Origin of the sequence: Streptomyces sp. NPDC057253 (assembly GCF_042669125.1) — a bacterium.
In the GTDB taxonomy this organism is placed as follows: Bacteria; Actinomycetota; Actinomycetes; order Streptomycetales; family Streptomycetaceae; genus Streptomyces.
On sequence record NZ_JBHUXV010000002.1, the window covers coordinates 144,242 to 156,583 of the forward strand.

Here is a 12,342-nt window from a genome sequence, read left to right on the forward strand (position 1 = left end):
GCACCACCCAACCGGCCGCCGCAGCCCCCTCCCACTTGAGGACCGCTTTACTCGAACCGGCTGGTGTCGCCCGCCCCGTACCGCACGATCTCCGCCTCGCCGTCGGAGAAGTCGATGACCGTCGTCGGTTCGGTGCCGCAGTCGCCGGAGTCGACGACCGCGTCCAGTACGTGGTCGAGACGGTCCTTGATCTCCCAGCCCTGGGTCATCGGCTCCTCCTCGTCGGGCAGGAGCAGGGTGCTGGAGAGCAGCGGCTCGCCCAGCTCGGAGAGGAGCGCCTGGGTGACGACGTGGTCGGGGATGCGGACGCCGACCGTCTTCTTCTTCGGGTGCTGGAGCATCCGCGGCACCTCCTTCGTCGCCGGGAGGATGAAGGTGTAGCTGCCGGGAGTCGACGCCTTGATCGCGCGGAACACGTCCTTGTCGACCCGTACGAACTGGCCGAGCTGGGCGAAGTCCTGGCAGACCAGGGTGAAGTGGTGCCGGTCGTCGAGATGACGGATGCTGCGGATCCGGTCGATGCCGTCACGGCTGCCCAGCCGGCAGCCGAGCGCGTAGCAGGAGTCCGTGGGGTACGCGATCAGGGCGTCCGACCGGATGCTCTCGGCGATCTGGCTGATGGCGCGGGGTTGCGGGTTGTCGGGGTGCACGTCGAAGTACTTGGCCATCCGCCGAGCTTATGCCGTCGTGGCGGGACGGGGACGCAGGCCGGGAAGCGGCGACTCCGCCGACCCGGCCCGGACCGGGTCCGGTGCCTCGTCCGTCTCGAACTCCTGCACAGCGAGGACAACTCCGCCCAGTAGGGACACCCCCTCCCCGCCGCTCCACCACACTCTCCGCGCGAAGGGCACCTTCACGCCCGCCTTCTCCACACCCGACCGCGTCCGGCCCCACGACCCCCCGCCGTCCGTGAGGTAACGTCCCGAACGGTATGCCGTAAAGGACGCGACGGGCGGGGAGAAGGGTGACGTGGCTGGTCAGGGGGGCGCGACCAGGGGGAGTCGGGGGCGGGACGCCGGGGGCCCGCCGTGGGCCCGGGAGCTCCTGGACCATCTGCGGCCGACCGGAGGTGACATCCGCAGGCTCGTCACCTGGCTCGCGGAGACGGTCGACGGCACGGCCTCCCTCCACGACGGCGCCGGAACCCTCGTCGCCGGACCCGGCATGCCCCTGGACGAGACCCTGGTCGCGGACATCCGCGCCGGCCGCATCGCCTCCGCGGCCTCGGCGGACGAGGGCGGCCACCTCCGCCTGCTCAGGATCGAGCACCCGAACCCCGCGGAGGCCGGCGTGCTCGCGGTCTCCCGCCCGGCCCCCTTCGACCGGCGCGCCTCCGACATCCTCGCGCACACCGCGCAGGTCCTCGAACTCCTGCTGCGCGCCCGGGAGACGACCGCGGCCGGGCGGCGCCTGAAGCGGGCCACGTCCGATCTGCGCCTGGCCATACTCCAGTTGCTGATGGTGGAGGACACCGTCTCCGCGCGCCGCGTGGCCGCCGGGTTGTGGCCGGGGCTGCTCGACACCGACACGGCCTGGGTCTACGTCCTCGAGGGCGACGCCGCGGAGCGCGACCGGCTCGCCGAGGAGTGCCTCGGTGTGACCGGCGACCGGGCCCTCGTGGTGCGGTGCCCGGCCATGGACGAACACGTGATCATCGTGACCACCGGTGACACCGCGGGCGATGCCCTGCGCTCGTTGGTCCACCGCAACCCGGGCACCCTCCTCGGCGGCAGCACCCGCCAGAGCCTCGCCCGGACCGCCGCCGCCTACGGCCAGGCGGTGAGCGCCCTCGCCGTGGCGCGCGTACGGCCGGACAAGGCGGCCGTGTACGCCGAACGCAACCATCCCGAACGGCTCATGGACCCGATGGCGCTGCGCGCGTGGACCGCCCGGCTGCTGCACCCGCTCGACACCCTGCCGCACCACACCCGCGCCGAGCTGCTGGTCACCACCCGCCTCGGCCTGGAGTTCACCGCCGTGAGCGCGGCGAAGGTGCTGGGTGTCAGCCGCAACACCGTCCGCGCCCGCATGGAGCGCGTCGAGTCCCTGCTGCGCACCGACTTCACCGACCTGACCGTCCGCGCGACCGTCCATCTGGCCCTGAGCACCCAGGTCAGCCTCGCGGACGGGCAGGGCGACCCCTCCGCCGCGCGGCAGGCCCGCGCCCGGCTGGGTGATCTGCTGACCGGGCCCGCGCTGGAGACCTGGGCTCGGGAACTGCTCGGACGCCTGGACAGCGACGCCCGCGATCTGCGCCGCACCCTGCGCAGCTGGATCGCGGCCGGCGGGAACGCGGAGCGGGCCGCGCAGACACTGGCCGTGCACGCGCAGACCGTGCGGGAACACGTACGCAGCGCCGAACCGGTCCTCGAACGCCGGCTCATCGCCTCCGGCAGTGATCTCTACGAGGTCGTGCTGGCCCATCTGGCGACCGGGCAGCTCGAACCCCCCGTCCTGTTGCGGGACGATCCGGGCCATCCGGACTCACCTGTGCACGGGTGAGTGCTGTGCCGCGCACAGCGGGCATCGGCGCGATTCCCAGGAGTCCGCAGGTCACGTAAGTTCGACGCACCGCAGGGGGATCGACCGGAACGGGGGACCGGTCGCGCCCCCTGCGAGGCGTTTCTCCCGCGTACGACGGGTACTCGTCCGGCTCCGGAACGACTACCGCTGGAGGAGGCCCGGAATGACCAGCAGCACGGAGACCGGCGGCGCGACCGGCACGCCGGACAAGGACTACAACCTCATCTGGTATGTGGAGGCGTGCCTGAGCAACGCGCTGCGGCTGGAGAGCTACATCCAGGACGCGGAGCGCGGCAAGGACACCGAGGTCGCCGACCTGTTCCGCAAGGCCCAGGCGGACAGCCGCAAGGGCGCCGAGATCGGCAAGGGACTGCTGCGCGCACGGCTGAACGGCGGCTGACCCCACAGGTGAGGAAGGGCCGGACAGACGGGTGTCCGGCCCTTCCGCCGTGCCCAAGACGTGAGGACTCCCGGTTTCCTGGTGACGGCGGGCCCGGCATGCGGCTACCGTACCGGTCAGTAACCTGACCGGATCCAGGAGGCGACCAGCCGTGCCGCAGCTAGAGCTCGACGGGGCAGTCCTGTTCTACGACGACGAGGGCCCCCGCGACGGCGACGCCGCACCCCTCGTCCTCATCCACGGCTGGACCGCGAACCGGCACCGCTGGGACCACCAGCTGGCCCACTTCTCCCGCACCCGCCGGGTGATCCGGCTCGACCTGCGCGGCCACGGCGACAGCGGCGGAGCGGGCGTGCGCAGCATCGAGGAGCTGGCGCGGGACGTCCTCGCCCTGCTCGATCATCTGGAGGTCGACCGGTTCGTCCCCGTCGGGCACTCGATGGGCGGCATGATCGCCCAGACCCTCGCGCTCTCCCACCCCGGCCGGGTGGAGCGGATGGTGCTGGTGAACTCCATCGGCAGGATGACGTACAGCCGGGGCCGGGGTCTGCTGATGGCGGCCTCCACCCGCGTCCCGTTCAAGCTGTTCGTCGCCACCAACATCCGGCGCGCCTTCGCGCCCGGCCATCCCCGCGAGGAGATCCGCGCCTGCGTCGAGGCCTCCGCGGCGCTTCCGCGGGAGGTGGTCATGACGCTCTACGGCGCCATGCGGGCCTTCGACGTCCTGGACCGGGTGGGGGAGATCGCCGTACCCGTGCTGCTCGTGCACGGCTACCACGACATCCAGTTGCCGGTGGCGCAGATGCTGCGCATGGCGAAGGCGTACCCGGACGCGGAGGTCCGCATCATCGACGCGGGCCATGAACTCCCGGTGGAGAGGCCCGCGGAGCTGACGGCCGCGCTGGACCGGTTCCTCACCGAGAAGGCGCCCGTCGGCTGAACGGCGGCGGTCCGCTCGCCTGCCGCGTGGGTTCCGCCGGGCGCGCCCCCGACGGAACCCACGCCGTCAGGCGGCGAGTGCGGAGACCTCGCTCCGGGCCGGCTTGGGTTCGAGGACCCGTTCGGCCAGGTAGCCGAAGAGCAGTCCGAAGCCCGCCCACAGCACGGCCTGGACACCGAGGGAGGCCAGCCGGAACTCCCACAGGTCGGTGGCCGGGAAGCCCTTGGGGGTGTTGTCCCCGGCGGGCAGCACGACCATCGCCACCGCCACCACGGTGACGAAGGCCACGCCGGCCGCGGTCGAGGCGTTCCAGTTGCCCCAGGCCGGGGCCAGCCTCCGGCCCAGCAGGACCGCGCCGATCCCGAGGAGCACACTGAGCGCGATCATCAGGACGAACAGGGCCGTGCGCTGGTCGATGGTGTCCGGGTCACCCACCGCGGGCGGGTTCGCCGGGTACTTGAGGGTCGGCACCAGGTAGACGGTCAGGAAGCCGCCGAGGGCGACCAGACCCGCCGTCGCCCGCGCCCCGAACCGGCCGATCCGGCCCAGCGCGAAACAGAACGCCAGTGACACGAGACCGCCGATGGCGACCCCGAACACGAGGACTCCGGTGGCGAGTCCGGCCGTCGACTGCACGGAACGGCTGACGAGTTCCTCGCCGTGTTCGTGCGCGCCGGACTCCTCGAAGGCGATGGCCGCGTCCACCGGGCCCTCCCCGACCAGGTAGGCGAAGACGAAGGCCAGGACGCCGGCGCCGAGGCCGGCGAGCATGCCGCGCACCAACAGGGTGCGTACGACTGTGGAGTTCATGGTGGTTCGCCCCGCCTCAGTGGCAGGGGAAGCCGAGCAGGTGGCGTGCGTCGTGCACCCACTCGTGGACGCCCTCGCCGGAGACGAGTGCGGTGGCGCCCTGTTCGGCGCCGACGAAGTACAGCAGGACGAGCATCAGGATGCCGAAGAAGACGGCCCAGGGGACGAGCGCCCGCACCGGCAGCGGGGTGATCGCAGGGGTGGTGGGCGTGGGGGCGGCAGTGGACTGCGCCATGGCGAGACCTCCTCGGGAACAACGCGTCCCGCATCGTGTGGAGCACTCGACGACGGCGTGGGGTCTGACTCACCACCGCCTCGCGGCCTTTCGGCCGAGGGGTGGCACACAGTGGCGCGACCGTGCCGGGCTTGCACCGGACTTCCGTGGCGCCGTCGTCCTTGTCGTCCCAGATGGTAGGGGCAATGGCGGCATCGGCCAACATGGCGTACGCCACCTACGATGAACCGCCCCCCGGCGACCCGACGAAAGGGCCCGTATGACCGTCCGGCTCACCCTGCTGTGCGCGGCCGCCCGCACGGAGCACACCGTGCGCTTCGCCGACGACCCGCTCGACGAGCGGGCGTTGCGCGAGGCACGGGCCGTCGCCGCGGCCGTCCCGGGAGCCGCCATCGTCTGGACGGCACCCTCGAGGCGATGCACCGAGACGGCCCGGGCGCTGGGCCGGGAGTCCGCGACGGTCCAACAGGCCCTGCGGGACCTCGACATGGGCTCCTGGCACGGCCGCACCCTCGACGAGGTCGCGGCCACCGACCCGGCCGGGCTGGGCAGTTGGCTCACCGACCCGGAGGCGGCGCCGCACGGCGGGGAGAGCGTCACGGCGCTGTGCCGCCGGGTGGGCGCCTGGCTGGACGCGCTGCCGTCCGACGCGGGGCGGGTGCTCGCGGTGGTCGAACAGGCGGTGGCCCGGGCCGCGGTGCTGCACGCCCTCGCGGCGCCCCCGCAGGCGTTCTGGCGCATCGACGTCCCCCCACTGGCCACCGTCGACCTCACCGGCCGCGCCGGCCGCTGGAACCTGCGGATGCCGGCCCTGGCGGTCAGCCCGGGGCCCCCTGCGCCGTGAAGCGGCCGCACGAGACGGTCGTACGGCGCGGGTCGACGGCCCAGGACTCGGGGTCACCCGGGAAGTCGGCCGTACACGAACAGGTGCGGCTCGGGCGCGGCCTCGGGGTGGTCCGGGATGAACTCCACGACCTGCTCGAACTCCACCACGAATCCCGCGTCGCGCGCCACGGCCACCACGTCCTCGGCGGCGAAGCTGGTGGCCCGGACCGGCCGGCCCATGAACTCGATCGCGAGGTCCTCCACGTCGGCGGGCACGGTGGCGAGCACCAGGCTGCCGCCCGGGCGCAGCGCCCGCGCGAGCCGGGCCAGCACCTTCGACTGGTCCGCGCGGGACATCTGGAGCAGCGAGAAGTACACGCACACCGCGTCGAACGCGCCGTCCTCCAGCGGCAGTTCGCGGATGTCGGCGAGCCGGAAGGCGGCCCGCGGCACCTGCCGGGCGGCGAGATCCACCATGACGGGGGAGACGTCCACCCCCAGGACCTCGTGGCCCGCGTCGGCGAGGGTCGACGCCGTGGGGCGGCCGGTGCCGCTGCCGACGTCCAGGACCCGGCTGCCGGGCGCGAGCCGTTCGAGCAGCCACGCCAGGGACGCCAGATGCGCCTCGGAGCGGGCGAACGCCTTCTCGTACGTCAGCCCCAGCGCGTCGAAGACCACTGCTGCCGGCTGTCCCTCTTCGGCCACGACCTGCTCCCCCCTCGCGGTGTCCGGGCATCGTAGCCCGGCGGCACCCGGACCCGGTCCGGCTTGCGGACGAAAGCCGAGGCAGGGCAGGGTTCGACGGTGGCCACCTTGCTGATCGTGCATCACACGCCCTCGCCCAACTGCCAGGCGATGTTCGAGGCCGTCGTCTCCGGAGCGACGGCCCCGGAGATCGAGGGCGTGCGCGTCGTGCGCCGCGCGGCCCTGTCCGCCACCGCCCCGGACGTGCTGGAGGCGGACGGCTACCTGCTCGGCACCCCGGCCAACCTGGGCTACATGTCGGGCGCCCTCAAGCATTTCTTCGACCAGGTCTACTACCCCTGCCTCGACGAGACGCGCGGCCGCCCGTTCGGCGTCTACGTGCACGGCGGCAACGACGTCACCGGAGCCCTGCGCGGCATCGAGTCGATCACGACGGGTCTCGGCTGGCGCCGTGCGGCCGACCCGGTGACCGTCACCGGCGAACCCGCCAAGTCGGACATCGAGGCGTGCTGGGAGCTGGGGGCGACGGTCGCGGCGGGGCTGATGGAGTGACGCGCCCTCAAGAACCTCCCACCGTCGGTGGCCCCTGCGGTCAAGAGCCCCCCGGCGTGATCAGCCCGCTTTCATAGGCCAGCACCACGGCCTGCACCCGGTCCCGCAGATCCAGCTTGGACAGGATCCGCCCCACGTGCGTCTTCACCGTCGTCGGGCTGAGGAACAGCCGGTCGGCGAGTTCCGCGTTGCTGAGCCCCGTCGCGAGCAGTCGCAGCACCTCTAGCTCTCGTGGGGTGAGCCCGGAGAGGTCGCGTCGCACGTCGGCGGTGGCCGCCGCCTCCTCACGGTGGGCGAAGCGCTCGATCAGGCGTCGGGTGATCGCGGGCGCCAGCAGGGCGTCCCCGGACCGCACCAGCCGTACGGCGGCCACCAGGTGCTCGGGCGTGACGTCCTTGAGGAGGAAGCCGCTGGCTCCCGCCGTGAGCGCCGCGTACACGTAGTGGTCGAGGTCGTACGTGGTCAGGATGATCACCCGGACCTCGCCCGCGGAGTCGTCGGCGAGGATGCGCCGCGTGGCCTCGATGCCGTCCATGCCGGGCATCCGGATGTCCATGAGGACGACGTCGGGGCGGCTGCGCCGGACCGCGGCGACCGCCTCCGCCCCGTCCGCCGCCTCCGCGGTCACCTCGATGCCGTCCGCGGCCAGGATCATCCCGAACCCGGTCCGTACGAGGGCCTGGTCGTCGGCGATGACCGCTCTCAGCCTGTCCTTGCTCACCTCGTCCTTGCTCACCTCGTCCTCGCTCACGCCGTCCGCCACGGCAGCTCCGCCCTGATCCGGAAGCCGCCGGCCGGTGTCGGACCGGCCGTCAGCTTCCCGCCGTAGACCGCGAGGCGCTCGCGCAGCCCGATCAGCCCGCGCCCGTTCCCGTCCGCGGGGACCCCGTCGCGGACCCCGCCGGTGTCCCTGACCTCGATCTCCAGCAGGTCGTCGGACCAGCCGACGGTGACCACGGCCTCGGCGCCCGGCGCGTGCTTGAGGGTGTTGGTCAGGGCCTCCTGGACCACCCGGTACGCCGTCAGGTCCACACCCGGCGGCAGAGGTTCCGAGGGCAGCGACACCGCCACGCCGACCGGGGTCCCCGCGGCCCGCACCCGGTCGATCAACGCGCCCAACTGCCCAAGCCCCGGCTGCGGTTCGAGACCGTCGGCGGGGGAGTCCGGCCGGCCGGTGTCCGTGGCGGCCAACAGGCCCATCACATGCCGGAGTTCGGCCATCGCGGCCCGCCCCCCGGCCTCGACCGCGAGCAACGCCTGCTTGGAACGCTCCGGCGCCACGTCCATGACCTTGCGCGCCGCCCCCGCCTGGATCACCATCACGCTGACATTGTGGGTCACCACGTCGTGCAACTCGGCGGCGATCCGGGCGCGTTCCTCCTCCACGGCCCTGCGGGTCGCCTCCTCATGCACCCGTTCGAGCGCGGCGAACCGGTCCCGGCTCGCGGCGAGCCGCCGCTGCCCGAACCGGACCACGCTGGCGAGGACCCCGGCCACCAGCAGCACCACCCCGGGGCTCGACCAGCCCGGCAGCACCGGATCCGTCGACCGGAAGGCCACCCCGGCCAGCACGGCCGCCACCACGAGACCGGTCATCGCCCCCGCCCGGTAGCGGCTGTACATGACCGCGCTGTACGTGCCGATGACACAGGTCAGCACATTGATCCAGGAGGCGTCGTCACCGATGCCGAGCGCCGCGCCGACCACCACCGCGAACACGGCCAGCGGAAACCGCCGCCGCGCCGCCAGGGGCAGCGCCGACAGCACGACCAGGGCCCAGGGCTGGGTCGGTTCCCCGCCCTCCGCTCCGGGCGCGGGCGGCCGCGGTGGCGACGGGGGGACCGGCACCCCGTACTCGACGTGCGACACCCGCACCGGCCCGTCGCCCGGATAGCGGGCCGCCACCACCAGCGCGACCACCGTCAGCAGCACGGCCAGCAGGACGTCGAAGTACACCGACCGCCGCGACAGCGACGCGCCCTTGGCCTCCGGCCGCAGCGCGAAACGCACCTGCCGACGCCATCCCCGCAGGTACTCCGTCTCCATGCGCCCATTCTCGTGGCCCCGAAGCCCCTCGCGCGTCCCTCCGCATGACCAGCACCCCCTCCGCCGGGCGTACTTCGCAGGGATGACCCCGCTCCGGCTCCTCCCCGCGGAGGGCCGGATCTCGGCGCCCCGGCCGACGCGCCGCGGACCCGCCCGTCCGTACCTTCGCCACGCCGACGCAACCGCGTGGCACCCACGCGTCTCGCCGGTCTCGGCGCGGACCGCCCGACGACATCCCAGTAGGGGGCTCTCTCCCATGACCCAAGTCATCGAACTGAAGGGCGTGGCCAAGCGCTACGACGACTGCGCCGCACCCGCGCTCGGCCCGCTCGACCTCTCGGTGGCCCAGGGCGAGGCCCTCGCGGTGACCGGACCCTCCGGCAGCGGCAAGTCCACCCTGCTGAACCTCGTCGCCGGGCTCGACAAGCCGACCGAAGGCACGGTGACCGTCGGCGGACAGCGGATCGACCGGCTCGGCGAGCACGCCCTGGCCCGGTTCCGCCGTGAACGGATCGGCATGGTCTTCCAGTTCTTCAACCTCCTCGACGACCTCACCGTCCTCGACAACATCCAGCTCCCCGCCCAGCTCACCGGAGTCTCGCGGCGTACCGTGCGGGCCCGCGCGACGGAGCTGATGGAGGTCCTCGGCATCCACAAGCACGCCCGCGCGTACCCCGGCCGTCTCTCCGGCGGTGAACGCCAACGTGTCGCCGTGGCACGGGCGTTGGTGAACAACCCGGCCCTGCTGCTGGCCGACGAACCGACCGGCGCCCTCGACAGCGCCTCGGGCCAGGACGTCCGTGCACTCCTCGTCGACCTGCACCGCGGCGGGCAGACCATCGTGCTGGTCACCCACGACCCGGCCCTGGCCGAGGCCTGCGCGAGCCGTACCGTCCACCTCGTCGACGGTCATGTCGCCCTCGACTCCCGGGCGGAGGCCGTGCGATGACCGGACCGCTCGTCCGGGTGATCCGCTCCGGGGTGGGCCGGCGCCGGGTGCAGACCGTGGTCATCGCGATCGCCACGATGATGGCCGTCGCGGCCGCCGTCGTCGCCGGTTCCCTCATGGTCGTCGCCGACGCGCCCTTCGACCACGCCTTCGCGGAGCAGCAGGGCGCCCACCTCACCGCCGGGTTCGACCCGGGCAAGGCCACCGACGAACAGCTCGCCGCCACGGGGAGACTGGACGGGGTCACCGCGAGCGCCGGGCCGTATCCCAGCGCGATCCTCCAGGTGACGGACTCGCTCGGCCGCAAGCCCCCGGCGATGACGTTCGTCGGACGCACCGGCCCGCACGCCGCCGTGGACGACCTGGACCTCACGGCCGGCCGGTGGGCGAGCAAACCCGGTGAGATCGTGCTGAGTTCCTCCTACCAAGGGCCAGCCTTCAAGGAGGGCGACACCCTGACGGCCTCCGGTACGACGCTCACCGTCGTCGGCTTCGCCACCTCCGCCAGCAGGACCGCCGACGCCTGGCTGACTCCCGCACAGCTCAGGGCACTCGGCTCGAAGGACGTACCCGTCACCCGGCAGATGCTCTACCGCTTCGACGCGGCCGGCTCGAAGGCCGACATCGCCGCCGACCGCAAGAAGCTCGCCGCCGCCGTCCCCGCCGGGGCGCTCCTCGGCACCCGGTCCTACCTGGACACCAAGCGCGCCGCCGACAGCGGAGCCGCCCCGACCATCCCGTTCCTGGTCGCGTTCGGCGTCCTCGGCATCGTCATGTCCGTGATCATCGTCGGGAGTGTCATCAGCGGCGCGGTCGGCACCGGCCTGCGCAGGATCGGCATCCTCAAGGCCATCGGCTTCACCCCGAGCGAGGTCGTCCGCGCCTACGTGGCCCAGGCGCTCGTCCCGGCGGGCGTCGGCATCGCGCTCGGTGTCGTCCTCGGCAACCTGCTGGCCCTGCCCCTCCTCGACGACACCGAGCAGGCGTACGGCACCGCTTCTCTGTCGGTCGCCTGGTGGGTGGACGTCGTGGTCCCGGCCGGCGCGCTGCTGGTCGTCGCAGCCGCCGCCTTCGTCCCCGCGCTGCGGGCCGGGCGGCTGCGCACGGTCGAGGCCATCGCCGTCGGCCGGGCCCCACGCACCGGACGCGGACAGTGGGCACACCGCGCGGCGGGCCGCCTGCCCCTGCCCAGAGCCGTGACCTACGGCCTCGCAGGCCCCTTCGCCCACCCGGTCCGTACCCTCGCCATGCTGCTCGCCGTCGCGTTCGGCACGATCGCGGCGACCTTCGCCGTCGGGCTCACCGCCTCGCTGAACGAGGTCGGCCGGATACAGGACCCCGAGGACCGGGCCGCCGTCACCGTGTTCACCGGCGGCCCGACCGTGGCCCGCGGCGAGCACGTCCCCGCGCCCGGCACCACGGAGCCCCGGCAGGCCGATCCGGCACAGGTGAGCGCCGCCATCGAGGCGCAGTCGGGCACCGCCTCCTACTACGGCGAAGCCCAGAAGGACGCCACCGTGACCGGGGTGACCGGAAGCGTCCGGGCCACCCTGTTCCACGGCGACTCGAGCACCGGCGCCTACGCGACGACCTCCGGGCACTGGCTCGACGGCACCGGGCAGGTCGTCGTGCCCGGCCAGTTCCTGGAGACCACCGGCACGGAGATCGGCGACACCGTGCGCGTGACCGTCGGGAAGGAGACGGCCGCCCTGCGCATCGTCGGCGTGGCCTTCGGCAGCACGGACGACCAGCTGGAGATCCAGGTGAACGGCGCCGACTTCCCCGCGACCGAGCCCCAGGTGTTCCTGGTCGACGTGAAGGCGGGCGTCTCCCCGACCGCGTACGCCGAGCAGCTCTCCGCGCGGATCCAGCCCCTCGGCGCCGAGGCCACGGCCACCTCCCCGTCCCGGCAGGGCAACATGGTCCTGATCCTGAACACCATGGCCGTGCTCCTCACGCTCCTGCTGGTCTGCGTGGCGGGCCTCGGCGTGCTCAACTCCGTCGTCCTCGACACCCGGGAGCGCGTCCACGACCTGGGCGTGTGCAAGGCGATCGGCATGTCACCCCGGCAGACCGTGAGCCTCGTCCTCGCCTCGGTGGCCGGCATCGGCGTGCTCGGCGGCCTCGTCGGCGTCCCCGCCGGATACGCGCTGCACGGATTCGTGCTGCCGGTGATGGGACACGCGGCGGGCACCGACCTGCCCCGGTCCGTCCTCGACGTGTACGGGACCCCGCAACTGCTCCTGCTGGGCCTGGCCGGCCTGGTCATCGCCCTGCTGGGCGCGCTGCTCCCGGCGGGCTGGGCGGCCAGGGCCCGTACGGCGACGGCGCTGCGCACGGAGTAGGAGTACGTGTCA

13 protein-coding genes are annotated in these 12,342 nt (G+C 73.1%); 7 read left to right on the top strand and 6 right to left on the bottom strand.

What is annotated here, in order from left to right; all coding sequences use genetic code 11:
• Positions 1-47: 47 nt before the first annotated feature.
• Positions 48-668, bottom strand: a complete 621-nt coding sequence (locus tag ACFULQ_RS01765; RefSeq protein WP_383536652.1) for an L-threonylcarbamoyladenylate synthase — start codon at positions 666-668, stop codon at positions 48-50.
• Positions 669-969: 301 nt separating this feature from the next.
• Here ACFULQ_RS01765 and ACFULQ_RS01770 point away from each other — a divergent pair, with 301 nt between their 5' ends.
• The 3 genes from ACFULQ_RS01770 (at position 970) to ACFULQ_RS01780 (ending at position 3,863) form a co-directional block, all read left to right on the top strand.
• On the top strand, positions 970-2,502 hold the full coding sequence (locus tag ACFULQ_RS01770; RefSeq protein WP_383536655.1) for a helix-turn-helix domain-containing protein: 1,533 nt from the start codon (positions 970-972) through the stop codon (positions 2,500-2,502).
• A 184-nt stretch (positions 2,503-2,686) separates the two neighbouring features.
• Positions 2,687-2,923 (top strand): hypothetical protein, encoded by a 237-nt coding sequence (locus ACFULQ_RS01775; RefSeq protein ID WP_362666239.1) that lies wholly within the window; start codon positions 2,687-2,689, stop codon positions 2,921-2,923.
• Positions 2,924-3,074: 151 nt separating this feature from the next.
• Positions 3,075-3,863, top strand: a complete 789-nt coding sequence (locus ACFULQ_RS01780; RefSeq protein ID WP_383536657.1) for an alpha/beta fold hydrolase — start codon at positions 3,075-3,077, stop codon at positions 3,861-3,863.
• Positions 3,864-3,929: 66 nt separating this feature from the next.
• Here the strand turns inward: ACFULQ_RS01780 and ACFULQ_RS01785 are convergent, their stop codons facing one another.
• Both ACFULQ_RS01785 and ACFULQ_RS01790 read right to left on the bottom strand, forming a co-directional pair.
• A complete protein-coding gene (locus ACFULQ_RS01785) occupies positions 3,930-4,673 on the bottom strand; it encodes a CbtA family protein (protein ID WP_383536660.1) in 744 nt (247 codons plus the stop codon).
• Between the two features lie 16 nt (positions 4,674-4,689).
• Entirely contained in the window at positions 4,690-4,908 is a 219-nt protein-coding gene (locus ACFULQ_RS01790; protein ID WP_383536663.1) for a CbtB-domain containing protein, read from the bottom strand.
• A gap of 259 nt (positions 4,909-5,167) precedes the next feature.
• Here ACFULQ_RS01790 and ACFULQ_RS01795 point away from each other — a divergent pair, with 259 nt between their 5' ends.
• Complete coding sequence (locus tag ACFULQ_RS01795; RefSeq protein ID WP_383536666.1) at positions 5,168-5,752, top strand: histidine phosphatase family protein; 585 nt, start codon at positions 5,168-5,170, stop codon at positions 5,750-5,752.
• Between the two features lie 53 nt (positions 5,753-5,805).
• Here the strand turns inward: ACFULQ_RS01795 and ACFULQ_RS01800 are convergent, their stop codons facing one another.
• Positions 5,806-6,438, bottom strand: a complete 633-nt coding sequence (locus ACFULQ_RS01800; protein WP_383536669.1) for a class I SAM-dependent methyltransferase — start codon at positions 6,436-6,438, stop codon at positions 5,806-5,808.
• 99 nt (positions 6,439-6,537) lie between these two features.
• On the opposite strand from ACFULQ_RS01800, the gene ACFULQ_RS01805 reads away from it, so the two are divergent.
• The gene (locus ACFULQ_RS01805; protein WP_383536672.1) at positions 6,538-6,990 is read left to right on the top strand and encodes a flavodoxin family protein; all 453 of its coding nucleotides are present in this window, start codon (positions 6,538-6,540) and stop codon (positions 6,988-6,990) included.
• 40 nt (positions 6,991-7,030) lie between these two features.
• Here the strand turns inward: ACFULQ_RS01805 and ACFULQ_RS01810 are convergent, their stop codons facing one another.
• Both ACFULQ_RS01810 and ACFULQ_RS01815 read right to left on the bottom strand, forming a co-directional pair.
• Positions 7,031-7,753 (bottom strand): response regulator, encoded by a 723-nt coding sequence (locus tag ACFULQ_RS01810; RefSeq protein ID WP_383536674.1) that lies wholly within the window; start codon positions 7,751-7,753, stop codon positions 7,031-7,033.
• Entirely contained in the window at positions 7,738-9,036 is a 1,299-nt protein-coding gene (locus ACFULQ_RS01815) for a sensor histidine kinase (RefSeq protein ID WP_383536677.1), read from the bottom strand. Before ACFULQ_RS01815 ends, ACFULQ_RS01810 begins: the two co-directional genes overlap by 16 nt.
• Positions 9,037-9,292: 256 nt before the next feature.
• Here ACFULQ_RS01815 and ACFULQ_RS01820 point away from each other — a divergent pair, with 256 nt between their 5' ends.
• Both ACFULQ_RS01820 and ACFULQ_RS01825 read left to right on the top strand, forming a co-directional pair.
• Positions 9,293-9,985 carry an ABC transporter ATP-binding protein gene (locus ACFULQ_RS01820; protein ID WP_383536680.1) on the top strand — a complete coding sequence of 231 codons (693 nt, stop codon included), beginning with the start codon at positions 9,293-9,295 and terminating at the stop codon, positions 9,983-9,985.
• The gene (locus ACFULQ_RS01825; RefSeq protein WP_383536683.1) at positions 9,982-12,330 is read left to right on the top strand and encodes an FtsX-like permease family protein; all 2,349 of its coding nucleotides are present in this window, start codon (positions 9,982-9,984) and stop codon (positions 12,328-12,330) included. The genes ACFULQ_RS01820 and ACFULQ_RS01825 overlap by 4 nt, the downstream gene beginning before the upstream one ends.
• Positions 12,331-12,342 lie beyond the last annotated feature (12 nt).

What these genes read in the sequence shown, in the direction of transcription:
- ACFULQ_RS01775 (WP_362666239.1), top strand. Translation starts at nt 2,687, where the DNA reads ATGACCAGCAGCACGGAGACCGGCGGCGCGACCGGCACGCCGGACAAG.
- ACFULQ_RS01825 (WP_383536683.1), top strand. Translation starts at nt 9,982, where the DNA reads ATGACCGGACCGCTCGTCCGGGTGATCCGCTCCGGGGTGGGCCGGCGC.
- ACFULQ_RS01790 (WP_383536663.1), bottom strand. Translation starts at nt 4,908, where the DNA reads ATGGCGCAGTCCACTGCCGCCCCCACGCCCACCACCCCTGCGATCACC.
- ACFULQ_RS01795 (WP_383536666.1), top strand. Translation starts at nt 5,168, where the DNA reads ATGACCGTCCGGCTCACCCTGCTGTGCGCGGCCGCCCGCACGGAGCAC.
- ACFULQ_RS01785 (WP_383536660.1), bottom strand. Translation starts at nt 4,673, where the DNA reads ATGAACTCCACAGTCGTACGCACCCTGTTGGTGCGCGGCATGCTCGCC.
- ACFULQ_RS01815 (WP_383536677.1), bottom strand. Translation starts at nt 9,036, where the DNA reads ATGGAGACGGAGTACCTGCGGGGATGGCGTCGGCAGGTGCGTTTCGCG.
- ACFULQ_RS01820 (WP_383536680.1), top strand. Translation starts at nt 9,293, where the DNA reads ATGACCCAAGTCATCGAACTGAAGGGCGTGGCCAAGCGCTACGACGAC.
- ACFULQ_RS01765 (WP_383536652.1), bottom strand. Translation starts at nt 668, where the DNA reads ATGGCCAAGTACTTCGACGTGCACCCCGACAACCCGCAACCCCGCGCC.